This is a genomic window from Paenibacillus sp. NPDC101420 (assembly GCF_050277435.1).
Classification (GTDB): Bacteria; Bacillota; Bacilli; order Paenibacillales; family Paenibacillaceae; genus Paenibacillus_AQ.
In genome coordinates this window covers 545,770-559,315 of sequence record NZ_JBNNSE010000003.1, presented here as the reverse complement: position 1 = coordinate 559,315, position 13,546 = coordinate 545,770, and the positions used below count along the sequence as shown (strand labels likewise).

Sequence of the window (13,546 nt, the reverse complement as noted above, 5' to 3'; positions counted from 1 at the left end):
TTTAGACATTTTTGGTCGAAGTCAAAACAGCCCTACGGCTGGTTTTATACTCAGTCTTAAGACGGGGGGCTTTCTCCTTCCGAAGGATAGGGAATTAGAGCAAACAAAAAAAGAGCACCCCAAAAGCCATGTAAAATGGCTTTCGAGACACCCTTTTGCTATGATTATTATTTTTGTTTAGCGCGCACTGGATCGCGGAACATATATTTTAAGAGTGGTGGTGTTACAAGTGTAGTTACAATGACAACAATAATTACGGAAGTAAAATACTGCTGCTGCAACAATCCGCTTTGCAGACCTGTTGCCGCGATGATCAATGCAACCTCACCCCGCGAAATCATCCCTGAACCAATAATAAGCGATGAATGGTTATTAAATCCTGTAAGACGCGCCCCCAGACCGCCACCAAACAACTTGGTCAGAATGGCAATCACCGTCAACAAGAGGACGAATCCTAGTTGACTGCCAACCCCTTCAAAGGAAACATTAAGTCCGATACTGACAAAGAAGACCGGAACAAAAATCGAATAGGCGATAGGCTCAAGCTTAGATTCCACAGTGTGCTTAAAGGAGGTTTGTGAAATAGCAATCCCAGCTGCAAAAGCACCGATGATGCCTGCCATCCCCATAATTTCAGCAAAATACGCGAACGCAAAGCAAATCATTAGCGCCGCTGCGATAACAGCCTCTGTCACCTTTAACGGAGCCATCCATTTCATAACCCGCGGCACAACGAACCAACCCACAACAAGCGCTACAGCGAAGAACAACACTTTTTTCGTAATTAAAAGACCAATGGACACTGATTCTCCTGTGCCGAAAAAGCTCATTAATACAGCGAGCAAAATAACAACCAGAATATCATCGACTACAGCGGCTCCCAGAATGGTAGAACCTTCACGTGTATTCAACTTATTCATATCCTTCAGTACCTGAACCGATATACTGACCGAAGTTGCACTAAGAATGACACCCATAAACATAGCATTATGATAAGCAAAACCAAACATTTCTCCGATGGCGAATCCACCTAGAAAAGGTAAAATAATACCTCCGACGGCTACTGCGAAAGCTGACTTCCAGTTCTTGCGCAGTTGATCCAGATCAGTCTCAAGCCCTGCTATAAACATTAACAATAGAACACCGATCTCCGAAAAATAATGAATAAACTCTCCATTTTGAATCCAACCCAGTACCGCAGGACCTAGTATAATACCGACAATTAACTTACCCAGTACCGACGGTTGTCCCAGTCGTACAGATAAATCACCAGCTAGCTTGGTGAATAGTATAATCAGCATAAGATATAGAACAAACTCCATGTTTCATCCACTCCCTTGTTGTATATAAGAACTGCCAACCAGGGACATCTCCAAGCCAAAAAAAGACAAAGAGGAGCCCTTGTTGACAGGCTCCTCCAAAAAACAAAAAATTATTCAATTAAACAATATTAAATATATTATAACCGTAATATAAAAGACTGTAAACAAAATACGCCGATATTTTACCTTATGCAAATTTTAGTTAATAAAGAATCAGCTTCACTATTTTAGATAGAACACTTCACGTAAAGGCAACATTGGCACCTCATCATTGAAATCAAATGACCCTTCAACCATCTTTGAAGTAATGGCATTCCATCGGTTGCAGGCGTCACTTTTAGCAATGTAATCGAAAGCCGCTTCTGTATCCTCACATTCAAAGCAATAAAAAAATTGATTACCATTCTGAAAGATGGAGTAGTTAGAAATACCAGCCTTACTGTGCTCCTCCAAAACTTCTGGCCAAGGATTTAAATGCATCGCTACATACTCTTCCAGACATTCTTCCTTCACCCGCCATGTCCAAGCCAATTTATTGCTGCTCATCTGTTCATCCTCCTAGAAATGTCCTCTATTGTACATAATAAGAATCAAATACATTTGATACCTATTATTGTACCTGAAGGTAACAGCCCAAGCTATGAATATCTAGCCTTATGCTTTCTAAGCATTAATTCCAGCTTCACTTGGGCGGAGAATGGCAGAACCAATCGCCAGTAGCACAGCAGCCATAAGACCTAAGATGGCAAAGGGTAACCACAACTCATTCCAGCCCCCACCGGTTGCAGCGATGTCGACCGCTTGGATGGCCCATTTTTGCGGAACAAAGTTAGCCGCCTTCTGCATATAGTCCGGCATAATGGATAAAGGCCAAAAGCAGCCGCCAAGCATACAAGTCGGTGTGATAATAAGGGAATTCAGCATACCAGCATTATTAGGATTACGAATTAATCCTGCCACTGTACTCGCGATCCCCATAGACACCAGCATAAATGCCGCAAGAACAAGGAAATAGAGATAGATTGGAACTTCATAATCATAGTGCAGCACCCAGCGACCTAAGGCGAGCACTACGACGATCTGAATCAGTCCGACCATGAAGCTACCCAGAAAATTACCAATAGCAATCTCGTAAGAACGAACCGGAGCACTGAACATCCGCATCATCGTCCGGCCTTTCCGATCATCCATAATCAGAGACACAGAGCTCGTGACCAGGCTCATGAGAAACATTAGCGTTAAGCCCGTAACGACTCCCAATCCCTCCCGAGGATATAGATTATAATCAGTTCGAATGCTGCCAATACTGTGCTGTTCCGCTCTTTGCATAACCGTAGTAAACTGTGCGTCAACGTCCTTAGATCCGTTATTAACTGCCCCTATGATCGCGGCCGTACTCCTCATTTCATCAGCAATTGTGCTCGCTTTTAATTTAATCATAACGGAAGTTTCATTCGTCTTCAGCTCATACACACTAATTTGTGGTTCTTCTCCAGCAAGTAGTGCCGAAGTGAAGCCTGCTGGAATTAGAATCCCAGCTTCTCCATTCTGATCGACTACGCCTTCTCTTAAAGCAGTCTCGTCAGTCTTTTCTACAAATTTATATTCTCCGGAATTCTTTAGTTCAGTGAGCAAATGCTTACCTGCTGCCCCGTTATCCATATTCGAATACAGCACAACAGCTGGGTTCTCTCCCATCGTTCCAGTAACGGAAACAATACCTGCAAGTACAATACAAGGAAGCAGAATATAGATGAGCACCCCCTTCCTAGTACCAATGGTTCGTTTCACCATGTTCCAGGCAATCGTTAAGATTTTATCCATGATAACCCACCTTCCGGTACGAGATAGCCGCTGCACTGAACAACACTAGGCAGATCAGCGATAACACTCCCAAATTCGGCATGATTTGCGATACATCGGCATGTAACATCATTTTCAGAATAGCCTGCATTGCCCAATGATTAATCGTAAACGCCCCTATAGAGTTCACCCACGATTCTGGAAGTGGTGCCATTCCCCCGCTAATGAAGGTCATGCTTACAGTGAGTACCGTAACCACACTTCTTGCGCTTGCTCCAGTCTTGCTGAACATAGAAATAACGATAGATAAGGTCATTGAAGCCACTATCATCAGCAGGCAAAATAGGAGTAACAAGCCCGGGCGATTTCCCCAATTCACACCGAACAGCACATTCGTCAGAATAATAATCGCTGCGCACTGTACTATACTTACAACACCCACACCAAGCATTTTGCCAATAAACAATTCTGAGCCTTTGACTGGCATTGAATTTATCCGGAAAAGGGTATGATTTTCTTTTTCATTAAAAAGAGAAGTACATACCGTCAAGCCGCTATACAGCAAAAACATCAGCATCATGGATACCGCATAGAACTGGGAAGAAGTATATGAATATCCTCCCTCGCTCAGTTCTCCAAGCTTTACGGAAGGCTCATTACTGGTGGAACTAGGTGCCATAACATTCAAAGCTTCTGGACCCAGTGTCATCGCCACAGACTGTTTATAATTAAGATTCCTCAGAAAATTATCGAAGACCGTCCCTGCCACCCTGTTATCTGTACTTTTTTGGCCCAGTATAAATTCCAGCTGTGCGGCTTCACCGCTCTGTACCTTACTATCAAAGCCTGGAGGAACAACAACCGCATAACCATATTTTCCTGTTCGCAGACCGCTTTCTGCCGCCTCTCGACTATCCACCATAACCGGAGTAATGATATCCTTAAGCTCTGTTGACTTCAAAAAGCTATCCATCATCGCCGAGCTCTCATAGCCCTCGCCAGAAAGATTAACAACAGCCACTCGCACAACATCAATAGTAGTGGAGCCTTTGTCACCAACGACACCGGAGAGCGAAGCACCTAAGAGAAAGATCAATAACAGGGGCAACAAAAACATATTTAATATCATAGAACGTGAGCTAAATAGTCTTCGCAGCTCATAGATCATAATCGTCCAAGTATTCATCAGAATAATCCCCCCTTTAATCTCTTAAGGTCCTTCCGGTCAAGCTTAGAAACAACGTCTCCAGATCAGGTTCTTCAATATTTAGCGAGCCGATAATCCCCTTATGCTTGGCAAAAATAAAAAGGATGTCCTGTAGCTCCCCTTGTGAAGAAGGCAGATACAGCTCGACTACTTCATCCTTTGCTTCTACGCGTCTAATTCTAGGGTGAAGCGTCAGCTCCTGAACAAGCTCCGGTGTGATATTAGCAGCTTTAATGACGATTTTTTCTTCCTTGGCAACGCGTTCTCGCAGTTCTTTTTCCGTGCCGCAAGCAATGATATGCCCTTTATCCATAATGGCTACCCGATCGCAAATGGCCGCAACCTCCTCCATATAGTGACTGGTATAAATAATCGTTGAACCGAGTCGATTGAGCTCCTTAACCGATTCAAGAATATGATTACGAGATTGCGGATCAATCCCCACCGTAGGTTCATCCATAATAATCAGCTTGGGACGATGCATAATAGCACAGGCAATATTCAGACGTCTTTTCATCCCTCCGGAAAAGGTTGAGGGTTTCTCTTTAGCACGATCGCTAAGGCCTGTGAACGCAAGAGCCTCTTCTACCCGTTCCTTCAAGAGCTTGCCACGCAAACCATACAATCTTCCGAAAAAGGTAACGTTATCCGCCGCTGTCATCGTGTCGTATAAGGCTAATTCCTGTGGAACCAAACCAATTCTTTTCTTCACCTCAAGTGATTTCGAGGAAACGGGCAGACCGTCGATAACAATGTCTCCCCCGTCAATCTTAAGCAAGCCGCAGATCATACTGATCGTTGTACTTTTACCCGCTCCGTTCGGGCCTAGCAAGCCAAAGATTTCTCCTTCTTCTATCGTCATGTTCACATGATCTACTGTTAATTTACCTTCATATCGTTTCACCACATCGGTTAATACGGCGATTGCCATCTTTTCATCGCTCCTGTCTTTGCGCTTCTATATTTACAATTTTAGCTTAAAGGGATTGACCACGGAGGTACGAAAGGTCATCTTTTGAAGGTGACTTAAGTCATCTCCTGAAGAAGTAGGCGAATATGCTAAGATTAGAAGAAACTCTATAAAGGATGTCTTAGGTGTGACTAGAGAACTGACCCTATTGCGATACCTACTCATCATAATTCCTGCTTGTATTAGCATTTACATCTACCCATATGCCGACTATGGAATCTTCACGCTGCATATTCTGATGCTTCTATTCCTTGTGGTCATGGTGCCAAAGTTACCCCGTTCCTTTCATGCCTTAATAAGCATTGTGGAAATACTGTTCACTGCCTGGTTATGTTACCAGTACGGCAGCATAATGATTTTCCCGGCCATTTCAGCATTACTTTATTATTCTAGACTTCAGCCCCAAGCAGTACCTCTCGTGTTTACGGTTGTGCATCTGATTACCTTGAACATAGCGCTCTGGGATTCTCCAAAGCTTATAATCACATTCATCAATATTACTTTTCTGCTCATCGCCTATCTCAACGAATTGTTACAGAGGGCGGGTCGGGGCCGTGAGAACACCCTCAATCTTTACGATGAGCTGCGAAAAAAGCATTTCGAGCTGGATGAAGCCCGCAACCGACTGCTGGAGTTTAACGCCCAAATAGAAGATGCAGCCCAGTCCAAAGAACGGGTTCGCATCTCCCGCCAGCTCCATGATGATATCGGCCACCGCCTCATCCGCATTAAAATGATGATGGAAGCCGCGCTACTCACCTTACCCACCTCCCCTGAAAGCGGAATGCAGATGATGGAGCTCATTCGAGATCAATTGTCAGCCAGCATGGACGATATGCGCTCTGCAGTGAAGCGTATCAACTATACGCCACAATTAGAGGGAGCTTATGCGTTAGACCGTCTGCTAGAAGAGATCGGCCGCGATACGGGAATTGAGACCTCATACCAAGTGCATGGGATACCTTACCCGCTATATCCTAGTATTCAGGTGATCTTGTATAAGAACGCCCGAGAAGCCATAACCAATGCCCTACGTCACGGAAATGCAACTGCGATTTCGATTAAAGTCGACTTTAGTGATACTGGAGTTACGATGGAGGTCAGCAACAACGGGACGCTTCCCGAAGGCAATAAACTAACCAAACTGCCGGAAAGTGGAGGGGTCGGGATGAAAGGAATGTTCGAACGAACACATCTGATCGGCGGAACCTTGGAATGGCGGCAGGAGCCTCAATTCACCATTGTTACGCGGTTGCCCATTTATAAGCAGGGAGAGATTGTATAGGCAACGTAGGACTTGAAGCAAAAAAGAAATCTATATTATGAAGAAGGAGCCACGCTAATGATTAAGGTGATGATTGTAGATGACGATCCTTTTATTCGTCAAAGTCTGCAAGTACTGATAGGGATGGACCCCGATATTGAAGTGATCGGAGCTGCCAGTGACGGAAATGAGGCCTTGAATTTGCTCCAAGCGGGAAATATGGCGGATGTGATTCTGATGGATATTCGGATGCCAGGCTGCGGTGGTGTTGAAGGGACAGAAAAAATTAAGCAGGCTTTTCCTCAGGTTTCGATACTGATGCTAACTACCTTCGATGACGATGAGTATATCATTGAGGCGCTGCGGAACGGAGCCAGTGGATATTTGCTCAAAAACATACCGCCTGACCGTATCATACAAGGTGTCAAAACAGTTAATGAAGGCAACATGCTAATCCACCCTGATATCGCGCGTAAACTAACCACCTTTCTACAGCCCGCGGCCCGTCCTGAATCTCCACAGGTACAGCCACTGGAATCTTTCGGACTGACCAAAATGGAATTGGCCGTTGTCGCTTCTATCGCTGAGGGGCATACCAACAAAGAAATCGCCGGACAGCTATTTCTTAGCGAGGGTACGGTCAAAAATTACATAACGGATATTCTAAGTAAATTAGAGCTGCGAGATCGTACGCAAATCGCTATTTTCTATTTGAAGGGTGGGCGTGGATAGGAGTTCTACAAAAAAGCCCGGACTCGATTTCCAGAGTCCGGGCTTTTTTTATCCTTCCGCCGATTCCTTGTTGGCTTCAGCGGCTTTGTTCCGTTTGAGTCGGCCGTTCGGAAGATTCCGGCTGCGAGTACCTGTCTTCATTGCGATGATGCTGAAGATGCTGGATGGCTTCGCCTCCGCAGTAACCGCTCCATCTGTCTCCGGTACCAGAATGATGCCGAGCTGATGATGGTCCCCGTCGTAGATCGGGCTCTGAAGGTATTTGCTCTCCCCTTCACGGTTCTGCACCTCCAGCTTACAGAACGCTGGATTCATGCGCAGCGCCTCATGTAGCTGCGCGGCATCGGTCAACAGGACCCCGTTGACCTTCAGTAAAATCTCACCGGGCAGAATGCCCAGCTCCTGTCCGGGACTGCCCGGCAGCACGGCCAGCACCTTGCGGCCGCGCGGTGGATGCACGAAGATGGGGCTGATGCTGCGCTCTTCCAGAGCGCTGTACCAGCTTAACCCTTCGTGCAGCACCATCGCTGCGAGCGCCGCGAGCAGGGTCAGCGGGCTCCACCAAGCGGCAAGCAGGCTTAAGCCGAGCAGGACGATGCTGTACATCAGCAGCCGTCCTGAAGTGCGGGCCGCCTTGCGCCCGGGCAGCATGCCCTGCGTCATCTCGCTGAAGCCGATGATGACGGGCAAAGAGACAATGCCAAGCCCGCCGCCCAGCAGCGGCTGCCATGGCAGATCCGTTCCTGCGCCCGAAGGGATCAGCAGGAACAGCGGCAGCGGCCAGAAAGCCTGCAGCTGATAGCCGCCGACAACCATGCCGCGCTTGCCCTTCAAGAAAAGGGGCGTCGCAAGCTTCGCCCCTTGCCAGCGGGCCAGCAGCGCCTCTGCCATGTGCAATAGCGCAGCTAGAACTAGCAAAGCGGGAATATCCATCTCCCGTATGGCTGTTGTAATATTCCCGACCGTTCCGCCATGTAAGGCATCCGGAAAGAAAGACAGTATAAATTGAATCACACCTAGCAGACCTATAGAATAAGCGAAGCACAAATACCGCACTCGCAATAGCGACAACAGAATACTAACTACCCAAATGCAGGCCACAGCTGTACCTGATAAGGATACCCCTAACAATATGGCTGCAATAGAAACTACTAGTCCCATCACCAGCCCGCTCCACACCGTTCGCCACGTTTCTTGACCCCAGCTATGTAACTTCACATGAATTAGCTTACGTTCTAATGCCACCTGCCGACGGTAATACAACGCAATAAATATAATAGCAATATAGTAATATGGCTGGATCAATAAGTGTAAGAACGCAGTGCCCAAGCTTCCTAACCATTCCTGAATCACATTCAAACTGTTCGTCACACTCCTTTTCTTCCGGTTAATGATAAGTTTATAACAAGCAGAGACGTCTTCGGCGTCCTTTAGAGACGACAAAAGATTCTGCTGCGCATTGAACTGTACCCTTCTGCCCTAAGTGTTTACCTTTTCTAATCTTAACAGAAAAAAAGAAGGCTGAATTCAGCCTTCTTACTTTTTCGACGCTGCCGCCTTAATTTCCTTCTGAATCTCAGCAATCCCTCTATTCCGTTGGTTGTCGTTGGCAGGGTCCTGGATCACTTTGATCAGTGCCACCTCCAGCGCCTCCGCAGTCTTGGCATCAATCATGCCTGTGACTTGAAGTTTCGCTTCACTCTGGAATTTCTTCACTGCATTCTTAGTGCCAGTATCGAAATAGCCATCTTTGCGACCAGGCTTGTAGCCTAAGCCATCCAGCATCGTCTGTGCACTCTTTACATCACCGTTGTTCATGTTATATTGCAGCGTCACGCTCTTGTTAATCGGAGCCACTGAGAAGTAATCCGGCTGCGCTACCGCGATATCCGGTTTAATTCCCTTGCCGTGGATCCATGTGCCGTCCGGTGTAAGCCATTTAGCAATGGTAACCTTCAGTAAGCTGCCATCTCCAAGCTGTTTGTCAAAGCTTGTCTGCACCGTGCCTTTACCAAATGAATTATCACCTATTAGCTTGGCTCCCGCTGACTGCTGCAAGGCACCCGCCAATATTTCCGAGGCGCTCGCGCTACCTTTATTCATTAGCACTACCACTGGATAAGCCTTGCTAGATCCCTTGGAGGTGCTAACTTCGCGTTTTTTATCTTTGTATTCTATTTGAACTATGTTTTTACCAGCTGGAATGAACTCTTCAGCCATCTCAATAACAATCGGGAGGACACCGCCTGGATCATTACGGACATCAATGACCAATCCCTTCATGCCTTGCTTCTCTAGCTTTCCAAGCTCTTCCTTGAATCGTTCTGCAGTATTTAGGGAGAACTGAGTGACCTCGATTACCCCTACACCGTCTTTTTCCATAGTTGAGTATACCGTCTCAAGCTTCACATCATCCCGAGTAAGAGCGAACTCTAGAGGCTCTACAGAGCCGGAACGTTGTATTTTCAAAGTAGCCTTACTGCCTTTAGGTCCGCGTATCTTCGCAACAGCAGCATTTAGATCCATGCCTTCTAGCGATTCTCCGTTAACGGACAAAATGACATCTTTAGCCTGAATTCCTGCTTTTTCAGCAGGTGAACCCTTGATTGGGGAGACCACGACTACTTTACCGTTATCCGAAGAGACTTCTGCACCGATACCTGAAAAGGAACCCTCAATGCTCTCTTCAAATTTCTCAGCAGTTTCTTTACCCATATAGTTGGAATAGGGATCGCCTAGCGCTTCCATCATACCGTTGACAGCACCATCTATCAGCTTCTCCCGATCTACCGTCTCGTAGTAATTGCTCTCAATCAAACTGAGCGCAGTCCCAAGCTTCTGGGATTCCTTCTGCTGTAGACCTGCAACCTGCAACGCAGAGGCTAATCCTTGTCCTGCAGCTTGTCCAAAGACATGAGTATAACCCGTCACGCCCAAGGTTACTAAACTACCGCATAGCAGGGCGGCGATAATCATAAACGCCGCGGTGCTTTTTTTTAACATGATGTTCCCACCGTCCCTTCTTGTCCATCTTGTAAACAACATCCTAAGTCCGTCCTGAAAGGTACGGTATCTCTTCCAGTATATGCCGTACAATCAAATAATATGAGTTATAAGTTCGTTAAAAATTAGAGATAAGGCATAGGATTTACAATCTTACCGTCAATCCGTACTTCGAAGTGAAGGTGGGGACCCGTTGAATTACCTGTGGAACCTGATTCAGCAACCACATCTCCGCGATTGACTTTATCCCCGGCACTAACTCTAAGACCGCCTTTACGTATATGTCCGTAGAGCGTCCAAACTCCGCCTCCATGATCAATAATTACACAATATCCATAGCCGCTCCACCATTCAGCCAAGATAACCGTTCCGGAATCCGCCGCATGAATATTGGTTCCTTGTGGAACCGCAAAATCGACGCCGGTGTGTACTTTCCCCTTCTCACCCGTGATTGGATGTGTCCGTGGTCCATAAGGGGATGAGATTCTTGCGGATCCTACAGGAAGTAGAAACGGCCCATCTCCACCTGAATATCCCGTATCACTAGAACTGGAGCTAGAACTACTGCTTCCCTTACTAGCTGCAGCTGCAGCTGCAGCCTTCTTGGCAGCCGCCGCAGCTCTACGAGCCGCTTCCGCCTTAGCCGCTGCTGCTCTGCGAGCGGCTTCCTCCGCCTTAATCTTATCCTTTTGCGTTTCCAGCGCAGAGCGTTCGCTTGCCAGTTTGACTAGCTTTTCATTCTGCTCTTCACTTAAATCATCACTTTCTTGAATTTGCTTATCATAGAATGCGATAAGCTCCTGTTTCTCAGCTTCTTTCTCCTTCAGCAAACTTCTCTGTTGTTCCAAAGAAGTATACAGCTGCTTGGCTTGAGCATATTGCCCTTCAAGCTCTTGTTTCTTCTCTATCACCGTCTGCTTGTCCAGCTTATGTTGAACTAACAGCTCCTGATCCTGATCCACAATCATCTTAAGTGAATCCGCGCGATCCAGAAAATCAGCAAAGCTTGTCGAGGAGAGCAAAACATCCAAGTAAGAAACCGCTCCATCGGTATACATTAATCGAACACGGGATCCTAAGACTTCCTCTCTAGAGGCGACTCGTGCTTCTGCTTTATCCAATTCCGTTGCCGTAACATTCAGAGATTGTTCTGTATCGGAAATTTGGGTAGAGATTTCGGTCATTTTGCCCTTAACTTGATCCACTTGCTGTAAGACATACTGCAGATTGAGATTCGTCTTATTCTTATAATGCTGTGCTTCCTGCGTTTGGGACGCCGCTTTCTCCTGCTGCGCCTTAGCTTCCTGCACCTCTTTTTGCAGCTGCTTTAGCTGCTTATCGATTTCGGCAACACTTGTTTTTTTGGCATATCCATCAGAGGGCTGGAATATAGTGACAGCTAGTAACATTACGGCTAGTCCGGCAGCAATCTTCTTCAACTTGCACTCCCCATCCTTCACTTTTTAATATTAAACTTTCAAGAACCTACGAATAGAAACCGTACTTCCCCAGACGCCGATCAGCACGCCTAGTCCAACTAGTACACCGACGACCAGCATCCAAATATTATCGAACGGAATTAGCTGCAATTGGAGCATAGGATCTCCCTTTACGGTCGATTCCAAAGTGCTGTAACCCAAATACAAGACAACGGAGGTAATGAGCGATCCGATCAGACCGATCAATGCCCCTTCTATAAAGAAAGGCCAGCGAATAAAATAATTTGTCGCGCCTACGAGCTTCATAATGCCAATCTCCTTACGACGAGCAAGTATCGTAACCCGAATCGTATTAGAGATGAGGAACATAGACATGAGCCCCAGACCTGCTACAAAAATAAAACCAATGTTTCGTACAGCGCGTGTTATTTTGAACAAGGTTTCTATCGAACCCTTGCCATATTTCACTTTGTAAATGGGCTGATCAGCATGTGTCTTGTTGAGTGCTTCAATCTTCTCAGCCACAAATGATACTGTAGTAGGTTCGACAACTTCTACCTTAAGCGTATCTGGGAGAGGGTTATTGTCTTCATCGAACCCTTCCAGAAGCTCAGCCGCGTCCTCACCCATATCTGCACGGAGATCTTTAAGTCCTTGATCCTTGGAGATGAACGTAATCTTGCTGACCTCCGGCATATTGCCAATTTCAGTCTGCAAAGTCTCACGCAACTTCTGATCTACATTTAGTGCCAAATGAACATTAATCTGTACCTGGCTGTCTGCCTCATCCGCTACAGCATTCACATTAAGAACAAGAAGAATAAATACACCTAGGACAAAAAGAGAGACGACGATGGAAGTGATCGAAGCAATCGACATCCATCCATTACGGAATACGCTTTTGAAGCCTTCCCGCAAGTGTCGCAAGAAGGTCTTAAAACTCATAGCCATATTCCCCTCTCGCCTGGTCTCTCACAATGTTTCCGTTCTCAATCGCAAGCACCCGCTTGCGCATTTTATTCACGATATCTCTATTATGGGTAGCCATTACAATTGTTGTTCCACGAAAATTAATTTCGTCCAGCAGCTGCATAATGCCCCATGAAGTCTCAGGGTCCAAGTTACCTGTAGGCTCGTCCGCAATAATAACAGATGGGTTATTAACAATAGCCCGAGCAATTGCAATACGCTGCTGTTCTCCACCTGAGAGCTGTGAGGGCTCACGATTTGCTTTATTTTTGAGTCCAACCAGATCGAGAACTTCATTCACACGTTTCTTGATGACCTTCTTCGGGGCTTCAATAACTTCCATGGCAAAAGCAATATTCTCATACGCTGTCATCCTTGGTAATAATCGAAAGTCTTGAAACACAACGCCGATATTACGGCGCACATATGGGATTTTACGTTGTTTAAGCTTCCCTATGTTAAAGCCTCCCACAGAAATTTGACCTTTAGTTGGCACTTCTTCTCTATAAATCAATTTCATAAAAGTAGATTTACCCGCGCCGGATGGACCGACAACATACACAAATTCATTGCGGTCAATTTTTACTGAAACTCCTTGCAGTGCGTGAGTTCCGTTAGGGTACGTCTTCCATACATCTTGCATTTCAATCATTTTCTCACTTCCCAATTATGACATTTTCCACTTGTGTGAATCGACAGGGTACAGCTTAAGTTTCCATAAACTTCAATATTTCCGCAATGTATCTATTGTAACAAATCTGTAACCGATTGAGTACCCCGTAACTGCCCCACTATTCGAAAGTTTTGTAATGTCTGTACATATACATATAAAAAGCA

General features: G+C 45.9%; 12 protein-coding genes. 2 read left to right on the top strand and 10 right to left on the bottom strand.

Translation table 11 applies throughout. The features are described from left to right. Positions 1-167 precede the first annotated feature (167 nt). The 5 genes from ACQKMP_RS17675 to ACQKMP_RS17655 all read right to left on the bottom strand — a co-directional run bounded on the left by ACQKMP_RS17675 (position 168) and on the right by ACQKMP_RS17655 (position 5,263). The gene (locus ACQKMP_RS17675; RefSeq protein WP_042192295.1) at positions 168-1,322 is read right to left on the bottom strand and encodes a cation:proton antiporter; all 1,155 of its coding nucleotides are present in this window, start codon (positions 1,320-1,322) and stop codon (positions 168-170) included. Positions 1,323-1,544: 222 nt separating this feature from the next. Beyond that, on the bottom strand, positions 1,545-1,868 hold the full coding sequence (locus tag ACQKMP_RS17670; RefSeq protein WP_042192298.1) for an L-rhamnose mutarotase: 324 nt from the start codon (positions 1,866-1,868) through the stop codon (positions 1,545-1,547). Between the two features lie 117 nt (positions 1,869-1,985). Beyond that, the gene (locus ACQKMP_RS17665; protein ID WP_076285708.1) at positions 1,986-3,146 is read right to left on the bottom strand and encodes an ABC transporter permease; all 1,161 of its coding nucleotides are present in this window, start codon (positions 3,144-3,146) and stop codon (positions 1,986-1,988) included. Further along, positions 3,139-4,311: an ABC transporter permease gene (locus ACQKMP_RS17660; RefSeq protein ID WP_042192302.1), complete on the bottom strand. Its 1,173-nt coding sequence runs from the start codon at positions 4,309-4,311 to the stop codon at positions 3,139-3,141. Before ACQKMP_RS17660 ends, ACQKMP_RS17665 begins: the two co-directional genes overlap by 8 nt. A gap of 16 nt (positions 4,312-4,327) precedes the next feature. Beyond that, positions 4,328-5,263 carry an ABC transporter ATP-binding protein gene (locus ACQKMP_RS17655; protein ID WP_076285706.1) on the bottom strand — a complete coding sequence of 312 codons (936 nt, stop codon included), beginning with the start codon at positions 5,261-5,263 and terminating at the stop codon, positions 4,328-4,330. 166 nt (positions 5,264-5,429) lie between these two features. Between ACQKMP_RS17655 and ACQKMP_RS17650 the strand changes: the two genes are divergently transcribed. Together ACQKMP_RS17650 and ACQKMP_RS17645 are read left to right on the top strand one after the other, a co-directional pair. Continuing rightward, on the top strand, positions 5,430-6,587 hold the full coding sequence (locus ACQKMP_RS17650; protein ID WP_042192307.1) for a sensor histidine kinase: 1,158 nt from the start codon (positions 5,430-5,432) through the stop codon (positions 6,585-6,587). A 57-nt stretch (positions 6,588-6,644) separates the two neighbouring features. Beyond that, positions 6,645-7,298: a response regulator transcription factor gene (locus tag ACQKMP_RS17645; RefSeq protein ID WP_076285705.1), complete on the top strand. Its 654-nt coding sequence runs from the start codon at positions 6,645-6,647 to the stop codon at positions 7,296-7,298. A gap of 48 nt (positions 7,299-7,346) precedes the next feature. Here ACQKMP_RS17645 and ACQKMP_RS17640 read toward each other — a convergent pair whose 3' ends face one another. The 5 genes from ACQKMP_RS17640 to ftsE form a co-directional block, all read right to left on the bottom strand. Continuing rightward, positions 7,347-8,657 (bottom strand): PDZ domain-containing protein, encoded by a 1,311-nt coding sequence (locus ACQKMP_RS17640; protein WP_427470193.1) that lies wholly within the window; start codon positions 8,655-8,657, stop codon positions 7,347-7,349. A 177-nt stretch (positions 8,658-8,834) separates the two neighbouring features. Then, complete coding sequence (locus tag ACQKMP_RS17635; RefSeq protein WP_042192313.1) at positions 8,835-10,301, bottom strand: S41 family peptidase; 1,467 nt, start codon at positions 10,299-10,301, stop codon at positions 8,835-8,837. Between the two features lie 125 nt (positions 10,302-10,426). Continuing rightward, on the bottom strand, positions 10,427-11,740 hold the full coding sequence (locus tag ACQKMP_RS17630) for a murein hydrolase activator EnvC family protein (protein ID WP_339243708.1): 1,314 nt from the start codon (positions 11,738-11,740) through the stop codon (positions 10,427-10,429). A 30-nt stretch (positions 11,741-11,770) separates the two neighbouring features. Continuing rightward, on the bottom strand, positions 11,771-12,685 hold the full coding sequence (gene ftsX, locus ACQKMP_RS17625; RefSeq protein WP_427470190.1) for a permease-like cell division protein FtsX: 915 nt from the start codon (positions 12,683-12,685) through the stop codon (positions 11,771-11,773). Further along, the gene (gene ftsE, locus ACQKMP_RS17620; protein ID WP_042192319.1) at positions 12,675-13,361 is read right to left on the bottom strand and encodes a cell division ATP-binding protein FtsE; all 687 of its coding nucleotides are present in this window, start codon (positions 13,359-13,361) and stop codon (positions 12,675-12,677) included. Before ftsE ends, ftsX begins: the two co-directional genes overlap by 11 nt. Positions 13,362-13,546 lie beyond the last annotated feature (185 nt).